Consider the following 16,649-nt stretch of genomic DNA (forward strand, 5'->3'; position numbering starts at 1 on the left):
TAATTCCGTGGCGCTAATTTCCATCGCAGAAGTCGATGCGGTTCACAAACGCAAATACGGACGCCAGCTCATCGCCAAATCCGCTTCGGCGATTCTCGAAGAGGAGACAAAGCGTCACCCGATGAACTACACGTTCGACATCTTCCTTTCCCACAGCTACTCCGATGCCCAACTCAGCCGAGACAGACTGCTTGGCCTCAAAGGCCTGCTAGAAGAGTTCAACTATTCGGTTTACGTCGACTGGATTATCGACAATCACCTCAATCGCGAGAACGTTAACGAACGTACGGCTGCAACATTACGCGTCCGCATGGCTCACAGCCGTTGCCTGATGTTCGCAACCTCCCAGAACTCGCACCATTCAAAATGGATGCCATGGGAACTCGGTTTCAAAGACGGTCACTCTTCCGAGGATGGTGGCCTTGGGATGGTGGCGATCCTGCCATTGGCGCAGGCTGCGGGGCGTCGTGGTTATGATGGTCAAGAGTACCTTGGGATGTACCCATACATCGACAAGGCGAATGACACGAATGGCAATCTGAAACTTTGGGTTTACGAAGACCCCGACACCTACGTGTCGTTTGATGCTTGGCTGTCCGGCACAAAACCATACAAGCGAACCTAACCAATGAACGAAGATAAAATCGCACACCTGAACATGATTCAGTCCGTAATTTCACGCATGGCTGGCAACTCAGCCCTTCTTAAAGGATGGGCCGTGACGTTGATCGCGGCAACGTTCGCTCTGGCCGCTAAGGACGCAGACATTCGATATGTTCTTATCGCGTACATTCCTGCGGTAGCATTTTGGATTCTGGATGCCTACTACCTTCGCCAAGAGCGGTTGTTCCGTGATCTCTACAACCACGTCCGTACGCTTGACAGTGACAAGGTTGATTTTTCTATGGACACCTCAGGCTTTTCACGCCCCGCTCAGAATGCGTTTTTCGCCTTCGTCAACCTTATCTTTTACGGATTCCTAATTGGTGTCATCTTGCTTGTGATGTTCGCATTTAAACCAACTGGCGGGGCTTGAGTCGTCGAACATGGTTTTTACGCAGAGGCCTTCGGCACACCTTGGGACTTTGGCAACGGGCCTTGGCCTTGGTACAATTTCCGTAGTTCAAACATCGCTCGCTTCGTTTAGGGCGGTGGCGTAAAAACCTTCCGTTGTCCGACAAGTGCAGAACATTCTCGATCGTGTAGCGAAACACCTCGCCGATGCAGGCATTGTCTTGAGCGTCGAGCTTAATCCTCCCGCCACCACCGGTGACATCGACGCCGCTCAATCGCGGATTGGGTTTGCGCTGCCACCCGCCTACGTTGAGTTCGTCACGCAATTTGCCAACGGCTTAACGCTGTATTGGACGAGCGATGACGACCCTTTCGGTTCTTTTGAGCTTGAACCCGTTGCCAACTCTGTTGGCGGCGCTCTGGAGATGCGTGATTGGCGATTCTACGATGATGATGCGGCCCGCAAATATGGTTTCCCGTACACGGACGATTCCGATTTGGCACTTGTCACCAACCGGTTGATGCACAACTGGATTCCACTCCACGCCGAGGGTAACGGCGACAACTTTTCACTCAACCTTAATCCTGAGGGTTTCGGTAACGTCTTATTCGACCATCACAGCTGGCTCGACGGCGGCACTGGTGCCAACGGCTTCCTAATGGCAAACGATTTCACGAGCTTCTTCGAGTCGTGGTCAACCGTTTGCTTCGCTCAGCCCAAGAGCCTTTGGTGGAAATCCGTCCTAACCGATGGCGGCGTTGACTGGGCGTCTGACCAATTCGACGATCGTTTCCGATTGAAACCGTAGTTGTCCGACAACATGGTTTTTACGCTAGGCCTTCGGTACACCTTCCTTGGTTGGTCACGCGGGCTGGCCTTGGTACAATTTCCGTAGTTCAAACTCCACCGCTTCGGTAACGGCGGTGTCGTAAAAACCTTGCGTTGTACGCCCCTAGTGAACTCGCCATGAACGCCTCAGACATACAGTGCTTCAAACTAGTGCTTTGTCAGCCTTAGGAATTGGGGTTTCCTAAATTGGAAGAATCCGGGAGTTTGTAGGTCGATTGCCCCACGAGTCACGGAGGATTCGATGATTAAGAAGTATATCGTTCGGCTTTCGGATACAGAACGGGAAGAACTGAAGGCGATTGTAAAGAAGCTGAAAGGCTCCTCGCAGAAGGTACGGCGGGCGCTGATCCTTCTCAAAGCTGACACGGAAGGACCTGGCTGGACCGACGCCAAAATCGCGGAAGCTTTGGCGTGTCGGATTCAGACCGTGGAGAATCTTCGCAAACGTTTGGTGACCGAAGGGTTCGATACGGCGCTGCACGGGAAACCGCGTTTGAGCGCCCCGCGAGAGAAGACGCTTGACGGAAAGCAAGAAGCGAAAGTGATCGCCTTGCGGTTGGGGAAACCTCCCAAAGGGTTCGCGAGTTGGTCGCTGCGTCTGTTGGCAGACCACGTGGTAGAACTGGGGATCGTGGACTCGATCAGCTACGAAACCGTTCGCCAAACGCTTAAAAAAACGGCATGACCAATCGCAAGATCCAGTATTGGGTGATTCCACCCGACGCCGACTCCGAATTTGTAGCGTGCATGGAAGAAGTCCTAGATACCTACGAAGAACCGTATGATTCGGACTATCCCGTGGTGTGCATGGACGAACAGCCGGTCCAGCTTCACAAAGAGACGCGAACGCCGATCCCGGCGACCCGCAATCATGCTCGACGCGTCGATTACGAGTATGAACGGTGCGGAACCGCCAGCGTGTTCATGTTCACCGAGCCGCTGGCCGGATGGAGAGAAGTCACCGTGCGTCCAAAGCGAACCAAGGTCGATTGGGCCATCGAAATGGAGGCACTGCTGACGACACGCTACAAAAAGGCGAAGAAGATCATCCTGGTATGTGACAATCTCAATACCCACACCAAAGGCGCCTTCTACGAGGCCTTTAAGCCAGAAAAAGCCCGTGCCTTGGTTCGTCGTATCGAGTTCCGTTACACACCCAAGCATGGAAGTTGGCTCAACGCGGCTGAGAACGAACTCAGTTCAATGACGCGGCAGTGTATCAACGGTCGTCGATTCGCGACGATTGCGCCGCTGAGAAAGGAAACACAGGCGTGGTCCTCACACTCAAACAGAAGACAGCGTGGCGTTGACTGGCAATTCCAAGTCAAAGATGCGAGAACAAAACTAAAATCCCTCTACCCCAAAATCAAAGCCTGACAAAGCACTAGGTGCCGAAATGAACCTTGAACTGTTCATTTTCGTTCTCCCGGCCACTTACACTGGCGCCGTCGAGGATTGTGGTGCCTCACTCAACAACGGCCTCGGCCACGAAGCGCTCGATGGTGACTTCTGCGTCGATGAGAACGACGGCACAATGATCTCCTATCGCGTTCCCGACCTATCTGGAACTCCGGGATCATTTCTTCTTGGTGAAAACACATTCAAACTAGAAAACGGTACGTGTTTCGTGCTGACATCTGACTACGAAGCCGAACAATTGCCGTTCAAAACCAAAGTGGATGCCCTTGCCCACCTTGCGCGACGCTGATGGAAGTGGTCCGGGGCGTACAACATGGTTTTTGCGCTAGGCCTTCGGCACACCGCTGTCGTTTGTTCAAGCCTCCATCCGGTAGTAGAATCTTCAGTTGTTCAAACTTGAGTGGCATCGCAACGGCGGTGTCGTAAAAACCTTCCGTTCGGCGACGCTAGTGAATGATGTGCAAAAACACGCGTTTGAGTTGCGACTTGATGATTTGCGAAAATCCGCGTCCAAAAACCACGATCTATCTGGGTGCATGCTGGCTGCTTGCTCAGCCCATGCCCCTTCGCCGGAGACGCAAACTGCGGTGATTCAGTTCTTGATTGCTTCTGGCATTTCCGTAAACGAAACCGACAAGAATGGGGTAACACCTCTGCATCGTGCCGTTCGGTTTCGCAGCCTTAACGCAGTTGAACTCCTCATAGCTGCGGGGGCGGATGTCAACGCAGCCGACCGAAGGTCTCAGTCAACGCCACTCCATCGGGCCGTCACAAATTCAGGTGCGCCTGCGACCGCAGGAAAATCGGATGTGGCTGTTTCAATTGTCCAGTCGTTGTTAGCACATGGTGCTGACCCAAACTCGAAGAACAAATCAGGCAAAGCCCCAACTGCGTATCGGATGGGAGCCGCGATGTCGCTCGCGTTTAGCCAGTAGGCTCAGCAAGCCGTCGCCCAAGCATGGTTTTTACGCTAGGCCTTCGGCACACTTTCGCTCTTTGGCAACGAGCGCTGGCCTTGGTACAATCTTTCGTATTTCAGCCATCGTTCGCTTCGTTCAGGGCGGGTGACGTAAAACCCTTGCGTTAGGCGACTTAGATTAAGCGAGAATTCAATGTCGATAGCAAAAGATACTATGGCGGACATAATTGCTCGCCAACCCGATGACAGTAGTTACGATGAAATCCTTCGCGAGCTTGCGTATGCTCGCATCGTCCAACGTGGCCTAGATGACTCGGCCAACGGTCGTACCGTGTCCGACGACGATGTAAAACGAAAGATCGAATCGTTGGGCAAATAGTATGGACGATAGAGGCGTCTGATTGCCTCAAACAGATATACGACTACATTGCCGACAATTCCCCTCCGCTGCGTTGAGTGTCGTCAACGGAATCTATGACAAGATTCAATTGCTTCGCGAACATCCTCGGATGGGTCAGCGGTACGCGCCTGTCTCTGATCGAGAGGTTTGCGAAATCTTGTATGGTCATTATCGAATCCCGTATCTTATCGTCAACGATGATCGAATTGAGATTCTGGGCATTTTCCATAGCGCGATGGACATTGACCGTTACCTGAGCTAGTCGGTCGCCTAACAGGATTTTTACGCAAAGGCCTTCGGCACACCTTCCGCGTTTGGCGACGCGGACTGGCCTTGGTTCAATTTCCGGTAATCAGACATCGCTCTCTTCGTTTGCGGCGGCGTCGCCCAAACCATCCGTTGTTAGGCTCCGCTCGAAAGGCTACCGGAATGTCACTTCAAGAACTTGAAAACACGATCGCAAAGCTACCTCCAGACGAATTCGCGAAGTTCCGCGAATGGTTTTGGGAATTTGATTCTGCACAGTTTGACAAACGCATCGAAACTGACGCAAATGACGGGCGATTGGACTCGCTTGCTGACGCGGCGCTTCGCGACCGCGCAAACGGCAAATCGACGCCGCTATGAGCCATCCCGCGAGCCCCGCATTCTGGGAGTGCTACAAACAACTTCCAGATGCCGTCCGAGCACTGACGACAAGAATTTCACCCTGCTCAAGGATCCCCCGGATCCCCCCTCCCTCCACTTCAAGAAAGTTGGCCGTTATCGGTCCGTTCGCGTTGGGCGAGGCTTTCGTGCGCTCGCCGTCGAGACCGACGATCGTCTGTTGTGGTTTTGGATCGGAAATCACGCCGAATACGATCGCTTGATTAGCGTGTAAGTGCCGCCCAACAGGGGCTTTACGCCAGGCCTTCGTTGGCAGGCAACGTGCGTTTGCATCGGCGCAATTTCTCGTGATTCAAACTCCACCGCTTCGGCACCGTCGGTGTCGCAAAACCATTTCGTTGAACGCCCCGGGCTGTCTGATACGCGACGTTGGTCGCTCAGCTGGGACGGGCATTCAATTCAACCACGAAAATCACGAAATAGACCAACGTTGAATTTTCGTGTGATTCGTGACTTTCGTGGTTCAAACTTCGCGTTTGTAATACGGTCGGCTTGTACACTTCTTGAATTCGAACGTCTTGCTCCACTTCAAGAGACGCCCAACATGGTTTTACGCTAGTCGCTGCGCGATCATCTTCGCTCTTTAGCACCATGCGTTCGCATCGGTACAAACTCTTGAAGCACAGTGTCACTCGCTTCGTTCATTGCGGTGATGCAAAACGCTCCCGTTACGTTTCACTGCGATCTGTTTCGCCGTAGCCGGATCGGTTTGTCTCGTCGCTTGCACGTCGACGATGAGCGGCCAGAAGGCCCGTTGAAATCAGCGCGGTGGGCGGCGGCGCATTCCTTGGAAATCCCTGGGACCTCGGGATGTTCCACGGGAGGTCAACTCTGGCTTGGTGAACGTCGGGACCGGAGGATTCGCAACGCCCAACTCATACTTTTGATGGGCGTACTTGTTGAAGTTCTCGATGTTTTGGTTTTGGGTGTTGTAGTCGAATTCAAAGTTCCAGGCTTCGAGATATCGGACGTCCAGTTCCATCGCCTGGCGATAGACTGCGGTGAAGTCTCCCGATCGATCGCCAAAACGATGTGGCTGGGAGGAGTTGCCGATGATCTGACCATAGATGTCTCCGGGATACTTTTTTAACGCCTCCACCAGCGCGGGCTGATACTTCATCCCTCCCGAGATCCACCACATCCCGGCGCCGATTTGATCTCTATATTTTGGGTCTTCGTAGAGTTCGTTTAAGATCCTCATCGGAATCTGCGGGGACCCCAGAACTTCATGAACTTCCACCGCGATCGCACAATCGTCAAACGAATCGGCGAAGGAGATGGCGGCTTGTTTGACGGCGCCAACCCAGACGTCCTGCGTCAGTCCGTTTCTTGCCAGCACGGCATTGGAATTCCCGTTGAAGTGCCCTTCCACGCCGTTTGCTGTCGCTTGAGGAACATATACGAGTTTCAGTCTCTTGTCCTTCGCGAACTTTTGGCTCACGGCATCCGCTAGATTTTTCAGTCTCTTTTGAAACAGAGGATCCCACATTTTGGGAACAAGCCCTTCCTCCCGTCGAAATTGGATCGGCATCGTCTCGACTCCTTCGTCGATCAGCCAGGCGGGATAGTTTGCACCTTGAGGGCCCCCGCCGAGTCCAGCCGAGATGGCGAGGCTGAACGCGAGCGACTTTGGATCTCGGGCGCTTCGTTCGGCCACTTCGATCTGTCGGTCGATGTCCGAAAAATCGTATCTGCCTCGTCGCGGCTCCAACTTGCTCCACGATGTTCGCAGCAAGAGTCCTTTGCAGAGTGGATGGGCTGCGGATTTCGGAGTGACCATCGAAGAGAATACCCCATATGGCTTTGCGATTTCCGTTTTGTCTTGGCTGGAAGGAGATTCTGCCGAAGCGGAAGAGATCGTACCGAGCAAAATCAGAGTTAATCCACAGATGGTTTTCATCACTGAAGCCTTTTCTTGTTGGATGCTTAGAGGATTCAAGAGCCCGCTTCGATGCGGGCTCCAGGGCTGGCGACCGGTTCCCCGTTTCTCGTCGTGCGAGAATTGGGAAGATGGATTCGTCGGCTCGTCACCTTTGAACCACTCACCGAGCCGTAGGTTTCGTTCCTCCTGCAAAGTATTCGCTTCACTGCCGCCCCATCGTTGCTGTTGGTGGCCACGAAATGCGAGTCAAACCACCGGAAGTTGCCGCTTCGAAACACTCGCTGCGAAGTCGCCGCACCCTGCTTTCGAGGAAGAGGGATCGTCCGATTGAACCTGTCTCTAGTGGCAGGTTTGTCGTGCAAGTTGTCTCGGCGGGGGAAAACTAACGCTTCTTTCTGTCGAACGATCCGCGATCAAGTATTCTGTTAGGTTCGTGATCCCATCAAAATTCGCCACGCTGAAAGAATCATGTTGCTTTGCGAAACGAAGACGCTCCGCGTCGCCCGATGTGTTGTTTTCTTGCTGGTGCTTGCCGGTCAGTCGCTATGCCTCGCACAGGATCCGGCGGATACACGCCCGGTTGTCGGTTTGCGCGAGAATCCGCCCGACATCGTGTTCCTGAAAGATGGCCGTGTTGTAATCCGCCCAGGCCAGGTGATTCCTTCGGCATCGATCTTGATCCGTGGCAAGTCGATCGTTGCGGTCGGAAGCGACATTCAACCGCCGCCCGGCGCCCACGTGATCGACTGTTCCGACAAATCGATCTACGCCGGTTTGATCGACGCGTTTGGCGAGATCGCTGTCGCTCCGCCGCAATCCAACGGCACCGGCCACTGGAATGGCTACGTCCTTCCGCGTCGATCGGCGGCCGATGGGATCGATGAGATTTCCAATATCTCCGAGTACCGTTCTCAAGGCGTGGCGATGCGGTTGCTCGCTCCCAGAGGAGCGATCGTCAAAGGCCGCAGCAGTTTGGTGATGCTCGACAAAAAATCGGGGGCGACCCTGATCGACGACGCCGTCGCACAACATCTGCAACTAACGGTCCCAAGAGATCGCCGTCGCGACGCGTACCCAAATTCACCGATGGGAGCCGTCGCCCTTTTGCGACAGACGTTTTCCGATGCCGACTGGTACACCAAGGCTTGGGAAGCGTATCGGTCCAAACCGACGCTTCCCCGCCCGGAGCGCAACGATGCACTAGCAACGTTAGCTGATGAAATGCGTGGTGGCCGATTTATCGTCGACGCTCCCAATGAACGTATGGCGGTGCGGGCTGAGGAGCTGGCCAACGAATTCGCACTGAATATGACGCTGCGTGGTTCGGGGCGTGAATATCGCGATCTCGATGCGATTGCGGCCAGCGGAAGAATGTTACTGGTTCCTGTCAATTTCCCCACTGCTCCCGATGTCTCTTCCGAAGCCCAAGCTGCCGACATCGAACTGCGGGACCTGCTGCACTGGCACTTTGCACCCGAGAATCCGCTGCGTCTGGAAAAGGCCGGCGCCACGTTTTGTTTGACGTCCGACGGTTTGAGCGATCCCAAGTCGTTTCTGAAGAACATACGCGTGGCTGTCCGTCGCGGGCTTTCGCCCGACGTGGCCTTGGCGTCGCTGACAACTACGCCGGCCAAGTGGCTGGACATCGACGAAACGTGTGGAGCGATTCAAGTCGGCGGCCTCGCCAATCTGATCGTGACCGATGGCGAACTGTTCGAAGAAGAGACGCATGTGTTGGAAACGTGGGTCGCAGGGACGCGTTTCGAGTTCTCCGCCAATGGACCGGATAAACCGGATCTTTTGATCGGAGATTGGACGACGAAGATCAAGATCGACGCCAAGGGAGTGCCTGTCGAGTTGCATTTGGCAAGGAAGAAGGGGAAGTGGTCGGGGAATCTTACGTATCGCGGCAAGGCGAAGCCATCCGCTGCGGAAGTCGAAAAAGCAGATGCTGAATCGGAGGCCAAACCGGCGGCCGACAAATCTAAGAAGGAGAGCACGACGGCGGAACTCAAAAAGATCGCTCGCGCTGTCGATCGGATGACTGCCTGGGTCGACCTTTCTCAGGCGGACAGCAAGCTGCCCGCGGGACCTTCTCGAATCACCATGATCACCGTCGAGGAGGAGGATTCGATTTCCGTATTCTCGACGCTCTCGCTTCCCGATGGAAAACCGCAAGACTTGAAGTGGAAGCGTGCCAAGCCAAAGAAAACAACGACTGAGGCCAAAACCGCCGACGACGAAGGAGATGATGGCGAGAAGAGCGACAACGGATCCGAACCGGTATCCGATGACGCCAGTCCTCTCGACGCAATTACTGTCAATTACCCGCTGGGCGGCTTGGGCGTGACGGGCGCGGTCCCGGTGGAACCGATGGTGCTGTTTCGAAATGCGACCGTTTGGACGTGTGGCGATCAAGGCGTGTTGAACCGTGCCGACGTGTTGGTCATCGATGGCAAAATCGATTCGGTGGGGAACGCTCTCGAGGTCCCCGAGGGTTGCCGCGTGGTCGATGCAACCGGCAAGCACCTGTCGCCCGGCTTGATCGATTGTCACTCCCACATGGGGACCGATGGTGGAATCAACGAGTCTGGACAAGCGGTGACGGCCGAGGTTCGAATCGGCGACTTCATCGATAATTCCGACATCAACATCTATCGACAGCTGGCTGGCGGAGTGACCAGCAGCAACATATTGCATGGCTCGGCCAATCCGATCGGCGGGCAAAACCAAGTTATCAAACTGCGTTGGGGCGATTCGATGCAGGCGATGAAGATGGCGTCCGCACCTGCCGGGATCAAATTCGCATTGGGTGAAAACGTCAAGCAGAGCAATCGCTCCGCGGCTCAAACCCGATATCCGTCGAGCCGGATGGGGGTGGAGCAGTTGTTCCGCGATCGATTCCAAGCTGCCAAGGAATACAGCGAACAACAGCGGCGGTGGCAGGCGGGGCAACGCGACGGATTGCCTCTGCGTCGCGATTTCGAGCTGGAAGCGATCGTGGAAATATTGAACGGTCAGCGGTGGATTCATTGCCACAGCTATCGCCAAGATGAAATCGTTGCATTCCTCGACTTGCTGGATCAATTCGATATCACGATCGGAACGTTGCAACATGTGCTGGAAGGATACAAGGTTGCGGATCGATTGCGTGAGCATGGCGCCATGGCTTCGGCGTTTTCGGATTGGTGGGCCTACAAGTTCGAGGTCTACGATGCGGTTCCTTACAACGGAGCGATTATGCACGATGAAGGTATCGTCGTTTCGTTCAACAGCGACGATCGCGAGCTGGCTCGCCATCTCAATACCGAAGCTGCCAAAGCGGTCAAATATGGCGGGGTTTCGGAGGAAGAGGCACTCAAATTCGTCACGCTCAATCCTGCCAAGCAGCTCCGGATCGATGACCGCGTGGGGTCGATAACGCCTGGCAAGGATGCGGATCTCGTGTTGTGGAGCGGGCCGCCGCTGTCGACACTGTCTCGCTGTGAACAAACCTGGGTCGATGGACGCCCGATGTTTACGCTCGAAAACGACCAACGGCTTCGTCAGCGGGATGCCGAGTGGCGGTCGATGTTGATTGCCCGAATCTTGGATAAAGGCTTCGGCAGCGGCGGTTCCGCGAAAAGCGAAGTCGAAGAGGAAGACCGTTGGTTGCGATACGACGAATATTGCCACGGACACGACGATCACGACCATGCCCATCACAACCACGATCACACCCAAACCGGACACCGACACGCGGAGGCACGACGATGAGCAAGCAATACCAAAACCTCTTCGGCTGGCTGGTTCCTGCGGTGGCGAAACGCTCTGAACCGAGCGGCAGCGCGACCGCGAGAACTCCCAAACCCGATCGGCGTTCGTTTGTGATCCGATCGATGTTGGCGACATGCTTCGGTTGTGCGTTGGTCGCTGGGACAAACGTCGACGCAAACGACCAGATCCCCGGAGCTGCCCAGTCGACGCCGATCGCTTTGGTCGGTGGCGTCGTCCACACGATCGACGCGAAGACGTTGAACAACGCCACCGTGGTCTTCGAGAAGGGGAAGATCACCAAGATCGGAAAGCATGTTGTTTTGCCGGCGAAGTGTCGATCGATCGACGTCGCGGGGAAACACATCTATCCCGGTTTGATGGAGTCGATGTCGAACGTGGGACTGACGGAAATTGGTTCCGTGCGAGCGACTGTCGACACCGACGAAGTGGGGGACGAGAACCCAAATCTTCGCCCGTGGGTTGCTGTCAACGCCGACAGTGAGTTGATTCCTGTCGCCCGGGCCGGTGGAGTTCTGCTGGCATCGATCGCTCCAAAGCGAGGCAACATACGAGGTCAATCGGCCGTCATTCAGTTGGACGGTTGGACCTACAAAGACATGTTGCTTCGCGGTGACACCGGGATGATCGTTTCTTGGCGTTCGTACGATTCGCGGAAAAGCAGTTCGATCGACCGCGCCAAAGAACGCGACGAGCGTTTGAAAGGATTGTCGGATCGATTGGAGACCGCCGCGCGGTATGCGATCGCTCGCGCCGCCCGGCCCGATTGGACGCCGGTCGATCTGCGGTTCGAAGCATTGATCCCGGTGCTGGAAGGGGAATCGCCGATGATCGTCGACGCGGATGATCGACGCGAAATCGAAGCCGCCGTTGCCTTCTGTGTCGCTCGCGGAATCCGCCCGATCATCTACGGCGGCTACGACGCTCCCGAATGTGCCCCACTGTTAAAGAAATATGACGTTCCGGTCATCGTTCACTCGACGTATCGGCTGCCTCTGCGCCGCGATGATCCCTACGATCATCCGTACACCTTGCCGAGTCGTTTGAGCGAAGCGGGGATCCGGTTTGCGATCGGCGGCCCTGGAGCGGGAAGCCCCGGCGGCGGCGCGGCCGCGCGGAACCTGCCCTACCACGCTGCCGTTGCTGTTGCCTACGGCTTGCCAGCCGACGAGGCGATTCGCGCGATCACCTTAGCTCCCGCGGAGATCATGGGGGTGGCGGATCGCGTCGGCTCGATCACCGTCGGCAAAGATGCGACGTTGATCGTCGTCGATGGCGACATTCTGCAATCCGAATCGAATGTCACCGACGCCTACATCGCCGGTGCCAAAGTCGACTTGGGGAGCAAGCATAGGACACTGGCTGATAAGTACCGCACAAAGTACAAACAACGCTCGCGTTAAAAAACGAGCCGCTTGGATCGCCTGAGCACAAACACTAAATTGCCCAGAGCGAAACCTTCCGTTCGTACAAAAGCTGCCTCGATAGGACTGCTCCAGTTTCCGTGCCAACTCTCAAAGACATCGTCGAACGTTCCGATACGCCGGCCGGACGCGTGTTCGATCTATCGATCCAGTGCTTCATCGTCCTGTCGCTGATCGCCTTTAGCGTAGAGACACTGCCGAATCTCGATCCCGTCTGGACGCGGCTGCTCTATCTTTTCAAGATCGCGTCGGTCGTCGTGTTCACGACCGAATACATCGTCCGGTTGATCGTTGCCGACCGCAAGCTCGCATTCGCGACCAGCTTTTTTGGTGTTGTCGACCTGCTGGCGATTTTACCTTTCTACCTTTCGTTTGGTTTCGATCTGCGATCGATCCGCGCACTCCGGCTGCTGCGACTGTTCTGGATGCTGAAACTGGTTCGCTACAGTCGAGCCATCCAACGGTTTCACCGAGCGTTCTTGATCGCACGCGAGGAGATTGTCCTGTTCCTCTTCGTCACTGTGATCCTGCTGTATCTCGCATCGGTGGGAATCTATCACTTTGAACACGATGCCCAACCGGAAGCCTTTGCATCGGTGTTCCATTGCCTTTGGTGGGCAGTCGTCACGCTGACAACCGTTGGTTACGGAGACCTCTATCCGATCACTGCTGGCGGTCGGATCTTCACCTTCGTGATCCTGTTGATCGGGCTGGGGATCGTGTCGGTTCCCGCCGGCTTGGTCGCATCGGCCCTCGCGCAAGCCCGCGAGATGGAGAACGAATAGACCATCACGAAGCGTTCCCGTCCGCCGCGCATCGGCTGGCTGGAATCGTTCTCGCATCGTGGCCGCATCGGGAGCCTGTTCCCGATCGACGCGTCGTCGACCTGTGTTGGAACGACTTCGCCACATCCCGAGTCGATCCCCGGGATGCGGCAGAGATTTACAACCGCTCGATTCAGCTGGCAGCCGTTTTAGGACGCGTCATCAGCGAAACGACGACCAGCGTGATGAAGCCCAGCGGGATCGTCACGATACCGGGTTGGCTGAACGGCACGATCGCGTCGGCGGCATCGAGACCGTAGACCTTCGCATAGGTATCGCCGCTCAACAGGATCCAGCCCAACGACGAGACCATCCCGACGGTGACCGCCGCGATGATTCCTTGATGCGTTGTCCCGCGCCAGAACAACAACATGATCAACGCGGGCAGGTTCGCCGATGCGGCGATGCTGAACGCCCAGCCGACAAGAAAGCTGACGTTCAGATCTTTGAACAAGATCCCCAGCACGATCGCAATGATCCCGACAGTCACCGACGCCAACTTGGCGACGCGGACCTCTTCGTCACCGGTCAATTTGAACCCAAGCGACGAGACGAGAAGATCGTGCGTGACCGCTCCGGCCGACGCGATGATCAGACCGCTGACCGTTCCCAGAACCGTTGTAAAGGCGATCGCCGAGATGATTGCAAACAACCACTCGTTGATGCTCTTGGCCAACAACGGGGCGGACATATTGCTGGTCGTCACATCCAAGGCACCACTCGCCATCGCGCCCAAGCCCATATAAAGGGTCAGCACATAAAAGAATCCGATCGCCGCGATCCCGACAATCGTACTCTTTCGCGCCGCCGCTTCGTCTTTGACCGTGTAGTAGCGGATCAAGATGTGGGGAAGCGAAGCGGTGCCGCAGAACAGAGCCAGCATCAGCGACAGAAAGTTCAATCGATCGATCGGATTGTCGCTGCGAATGCCAGTGAATTTGCGTCCCGGGCGAAGGACTTCCGATCCCGAGACCGGCGTCGGGTAATAGACTGTCGATTTGGCCCCATCGGTATCGGCGATCTTCTGCTCGTTCCAGAGGGTGACTTCACTGGTCCCCAGTTCACGGAAGAACGAAAGGAAGCCGAGCGGCCCGGTCTCTTTGCGGTCGCCCGAGAGCTTGCTGATATATCCGATCGGGTGCAGTTCGGCTCCTCCCTTTTCGGTTCCCTTGACCAAACCGTTGACCAACGTCTCGCCATCGGCAGTTGTTGTAAGAATCTGGCCTTCCAACAACGTAGCGGTTCCGTCCTCCTTTTTTTCGACCCGCCAGACGATCATCTTCCCCTCACTGTCACGAGTGCGAATGAAGTCTTTGCCTTCCCAGTCGCCCGTCGCGGGAATGATCTTGCCGCCGGCGAGTTGCGGCGTGGCAAGCAGTTCCGATTCCAGGTTCTCGACAGTCAACGGTCCCACGGTTTGGAAGACGTGCCCGTCGATTCCACCTTCCTGCGCCGTGAAGCCGCGTCCAAGGATCATATAGGTCAGCACGCCAGAGAAGATCACCAACAGCGAACCTTTGAGGAACTGAACCCAAGTCGTCGACAACATCCCGGCCGAGGTGACGATGCAGATCACCGTGGCGCCGACCAAGACGACGCCCACCCAATGCGGAAAGCCGAGCAGCGGTTGAATCAAGACGCCCGCACCGACCATCTGCGGGATCAAGTAGAAGATGCTGACGACCAGCGTGCTGATCCCCACGACCAGCTTGATGCCGCGGGAATTGAAAGTGGAATTCAGAGCGTCGGCGAAGGTGAATTTGCCGAGTCGCTTCATCGGTTCGGCGACGACAAACAGGGCCACGATCCAACCGGCGAGGTAGCCGATCGAATAAAGGAAGCCGTCGTAACCACTGAAGGCGATCATCCCGCAGATTCCGAGGAACGAAGCGGCTGACAAATAATCGCCAGCAAACGCGACGCCGTTGACAAACCAAGGGATCTGTCCGTGGGCTGTAAAGAATCCGGCGGACGATTTCGCTTGCCGCCCCAGATAGAAGCTCAGCCCCAAGGTCAGGCCAACAAACGCCAAAAAGATCACAACAGCGATCGTCGAAGGTTCGTAAATCATTGCTTCGCCTCCCCATCGTTATCGCTTGGAGCGTCGTTTTTACACAGCAGACCGTACAGCAGGGCCATCGCAAACGCCCCCACGATCAGGACAAAACCGTAGACGATCGCCAGATTGATTCCGTCGATCGGTTGCATGTCCATCGAGTCGGGAGAGAGCGCATTGATGAACACAAACCCGCTGTAGAGCAGCAGATAACAAAAGAAAAGGATCAGACCGATCCGTGAATTCCGAGCTTGCATGGGTTTCCAATTCATTTGGAAGAAACGTTAAGGGGGCGAAAAGGGGGAATTGTAGCCCAAACGGACCGAAAGCGTGAGCGATCCCCCCCGGTTTGCGACAGAAAAATCATCGTAGCAGGTCCAGACACCATCCCCCCCAAACGCCACCTTCTCTGCACTTTATGTCAGTTCCCCTATTTCAATTTCGGACCGTTGCGACCAAACTCTGACATCGGCAGGTTGACGGATGACTGCAATCGATTGGACGGAATAACCCAGCGAACCGCGCCCAGAAGCGAGCGTTTCGCACCGATCCGTGGGCACCAGAGGTCGCACTGCGTTGACGAGCACACAACACACCACAGCGTCGCATCGAACCCCAGCCAATGCAACCTGGGAATTGTCCGACGCAAGAACGCTGTTTCTTTCCGACATTCACTTGGGCAGCCGGTTCTGCCAAGCCGAACCTCTTCTGGAATTACTCCAGCGCTGCCTGCCGCAGAAGATCTATCTGGTCGGTGATGTCGTCGACAACCGCCGGATGAGCCGTCGGATTCGATGGACTCCCGCCTACAACCGCTTGGTCGCACGGTTGTTCGACCTGGGCGTCTCGGGAACCGAGATCTATTACACACCTGGAAACCACGACACGTTTTTGCGCAGCTTTGTCGAAGACTATCGACTTGTCCAAATCCGTGATTCGTTTGTCCATCAGTGCGCCGACGGGAAGCGGTTGGCCGTATTGCATGGCGATCAATTCGACATGGTCGAAAGCAAGATGCATTGGCTGTCGAGCTTGGGGTCGCTTGCCTACGAAGGTCTGCTGGCGATCGATCGCAGCATCAACGCGGTGCTCGGATTGTTTGGCGGTCGACAGATTCCGATCAGCCGCAGCCTGAAGCTGTGGGCCAAAAGCATCGTTCAAAAGAAGAGCGGCTTCCACCAGCAGCTGTGCGACTTTGCTCGCGATCAAGATTGCGAAGGAGTGGTCTGTGGGCATATCCACAAACCGGAGATCACGCAGATCGAAGAGATCATGTACCTCAACACCGGCGATTGGATCGAGCACTGCAGCGCGATCGTCGAGTGGCCCGACGGACGGCTGCAATTGATCGACGCCCACAACTTGGCAAAGACGCAGCGACGCGAGCCGACATTCCATCGGCTGCGTTCCAACGCTTGATC

At 55.6% G+C, this 16,649-nt stretch carries 15 protein-coding genes; 12 read left to right on the plus strand and 3 right to left on the minus strand.

The genetic code is table 11. The features are described 5' to 3' along the window. Window positions 1–7 precede the first annotated feature (7 nt). From EC9_RS17690 to EC9_RS27365, 8 genes are all read left to right on the plus strand, one after another. Window positions 8–625 (plus strand): TIR domain-containing protein, encoded by a 618-nt coding sequence (locus tag EC9_RS17690; protein WP_218934227.1) that lies wholly within the window; start codon window positions 8–10, stop codon window positions 623–625. 3 nt (window positions 626–628) lie between these two features. Then, window positions 629–1,036: a hypothetical protein gene (locus EC9_RS17695; RefSeq protein ID WP_145347267.1), complete on the plus strand. Its 408-nt coding sequence runs from the start codon at window positions 629–631 to the stop codon at window positions 1,034–1,036. Between the two features lie 145 nt (window positions 1,037–1,181). Next, complete coding sequence (locus tag EC9_RS17700) at window positions 1,182–1,823, plus strand: SMI1/KNR4 family protein (RefSeq protein ID WP_145347269.1); 642 nt, start codon at window positions 1,182–1,184, stop codon at window positions 1,821–1,823. 285 nt (window positions 1,824–2,108) lie between these two features. Then, window positions 2,109–3,241, plus strand: a protein-coding gene (locus tag EC9_RS17705; RefSeq protein WP_145124286.1) for an IS630 family transposase whose coding sequence is annotated in 2 segments (ribosomal slippage) — window positions 2,109–2,544 and window positions 2,544–3,241 — 1,134 coding nt in all. Because the reading frame shifts where the segments join, the coding sequence is not laid out codon by codon here. 19 nt (window positions 3,242–3,260) lie between these two features. After that, window positions 3,261–3,572 (plus strand): hypothetical protein, encoded by a 312-nt coding sequence (locus EC9_RS17710; RefSeq protein WP_145347271.1) that lies wholly within the window; start codon window positions 3,261–3,263, stop codon window positions 3,570–3,572. Window positions 3,573–3,669: 97 nt separating this feature from the next. Beyond that, window positions 3,670–4,218, plus strand: coding sequence for an ankyrin repeat domain-containing protein (locus EC9_RS17715; protein ID WP_145347272.1), 549 nt, complete (start codon window positions 3,670–3,672; stop codon window positions 4,216–4,218). Between the two features lie 198 nt (window positions 4,219–4,416). Next, window positions 4,417–4,581 carry a hypothetical protein gene (locus EC9_RS17720; protein ID WP_246105754.1) on the plus strand — a complete coding sequence of 55 codons (165 nt, stop codon included), beginning with the start codon at window positions 4,417–4,419 and terminating at the stop codon, window positions 4,579–4,581. Between the two features lie 22 nt (window positions 4,582–4,603). Continuing rightward, complete coding sequence (locus EC9_RS27365; RefSeq protein WP_145347276.1) at window positions 4,604–4,864, plus strand: type II toxin-antitoxin system RelE/ParE family toxin; 261 nt, start codon at window positions 4,604–4,606, stop codon at window positions 4,862–4,864. A gap of 1,164 nt (window positions 4,865–6,028) precedes the next feature. Here the strand turns inward: EC9_RS27365 and EC9_RS17740 are convergent. Further along, entirely contained in the window at window positions 6,029–7,048 is a 1,020-nt protein-coding gene (locus tag EC9_RS17740) for a beta-galactosidase (protein WP_218934229.1), read from the minus strand. 570 nt (window positions 7,049–7,618) lie between these two features. Between EC9_RS17740 and EC9_RS17745 the strand changes: the two genes are divergently transcribed. The 3 genes from EC9_RS17745 (at window position 7,619) to EC9_RS17755 (ending at window position 13,133) form a co-directional block, all read left to right on the plus strand. Beyond that, window positions 7,619–10,906, plus strand: coding sequence for an amidohydrolase family protein (locus EC9_RS17745; protein ID WP_145347282.1), 3,288 nt, complete (start codon window positions 7,619–7,621; stop codon window positions 10,904–10,906). Continuing rightward, complete coding sequence (locus tag EC9_RS17750) at window positions 10,903–12,327, plus strand: amidohydrolase family protein (RefSeq protein ID WP_246105755.1); 1,425 nt, start codon at window positions 10,903–10,905, stop codon at window positions 12,325–12,327. Before EC9_RS17745 ends, EC9_RS17750 begins: the two co-directional genes overlap by 4 nt. Before the next feature lie 101 nt (window positions 12,328–12,428). Next, window positions 12,429–13,133, plus strand: a complete 705-nt coding sequence (locus EC9_RS17755; protein WP_145347284.1) for an ion transporter — start codon at window positions 12,429–12,431, stop codon at window positions 13,131–13,133. 172 nt (window positions 13,134–13,305) lie between these two features. Here the strand turns inward: EC9_RS17755 and EC9_RS17760 are convergent, their stop codons facing one another. Both EC9_RS17760 and EC9_RS17765 read right to left on the minus strand, forming a co-directional pair. Then, window positions 13,306–15,243 carry a sodium/solute symporter gene (locus EC9_RS17760; protein ID WP_145347286.1) on the minus strand — a complete coding sequence of 646 codons (1,938 nt, stop codon included), beginning with the start codon at window positions 15,241–15,243 and terminating at the stop codon, window positions 13,306–13,308. Then, on the minus strand, window positions 15,240–15,500 hold the full coding sequence (locus EC9_RS17765) for a DUF485 domain-containing protein (protein WP_145347288.1): 261 nt from the start codon (window positions 15,498–15,500) through the stop codon (window positions 15,240–15,242). Before EC9_RS17765 ends, EC9_RS17760 begins: the two co-directional genes overlap by 4 nt. Before the next feature lie 304 nt (window positions 15,501–15,804). Here EC9_RS17765 and EC9_RS17770 point away from each other — a divergent pair, with 304 nt between their 5' ends. Then, window positions 15,805–16,647, plus strand: a complete 843-nt coding sequence (locus EC9_RS17770) for a UDP-2,3-diacylglucosamine diphosphatase (protein WP_218934230.1) — start codon at window positions 15,805–15,807, stop codon at window positions 16,645–16,647. Window positions 16,648–16,649 lie beyond the last annotated feature (2 nt).

It is taken from the genome of Rosistilla ulvae, from assembly GCF_007741475.1.
GTDB classification, from domain to species: Bacteria; Planctomycetota; Planctomycetia; order Pirellulales; family Pirellulaceae; genus Rosistilla; species Rosistilla ulvae.

Excerpts from the sequence above, each read along its gene's own strand:
- EC9_RS17750 (WP_246105755.1), top strand. The coding sequence starts at position 10,903 with ATGAGCAAGCAATACCAAAACCTCTTCGGCTGGCTGGTTCCTGCGGTG.
- EC9_RS17695 (WP_145347267.1), top strand. The coding sequence starts at position 629 with ATGAACGAAGATAAAATCGCACACCTGAACATGATTCAGTCCGTAATT.
- EC9_RS17720 (WP_246105754.1), top strand. The coding sequence starts at position 4,417 with ATGGCGGACATAATTGCTCGCCAACCCGATGACAGTAGTTACGATGAA.
- EC9_RS17765 (WP_145347288.1), bottom strand. The coding sequence starts at position 15,500 with ATGAATTGGAAACCCATGCAAGCTCGGAATTCACGGATCGGTCTGATC.
- EC9_RS17745 (WP_145347282.1), top strand. The coding sequence starts at position 7,619 with ATGTTGCTTTGCGAAACGAAGACGCTCCGCGTCGCCCGATGTGTTGTT.
- EC9_RS17760 (WP_145347286.1), bottom strand. The coding sequence starts at position 15,243 with ATGATTTACGAACCTTCGACGATCGCTGTTGTGATCTTTTTGGCGTTT.
- EC9_RS17740 (WP_218934229.1), bottom strand. The coding sequence starts at position 7,048 with ATGGTCACTCCGAAATCCGCAGCCCATCCACTCTGCAAAGGACTCTTG.
- EC9_RS17710 (WP_145347271.1), top strand. The coding sequence starts at position 3,261 with ATGAACCTTGAACTGTTCATTTTCGTTCTCCCGGCCACTTACACTGGC.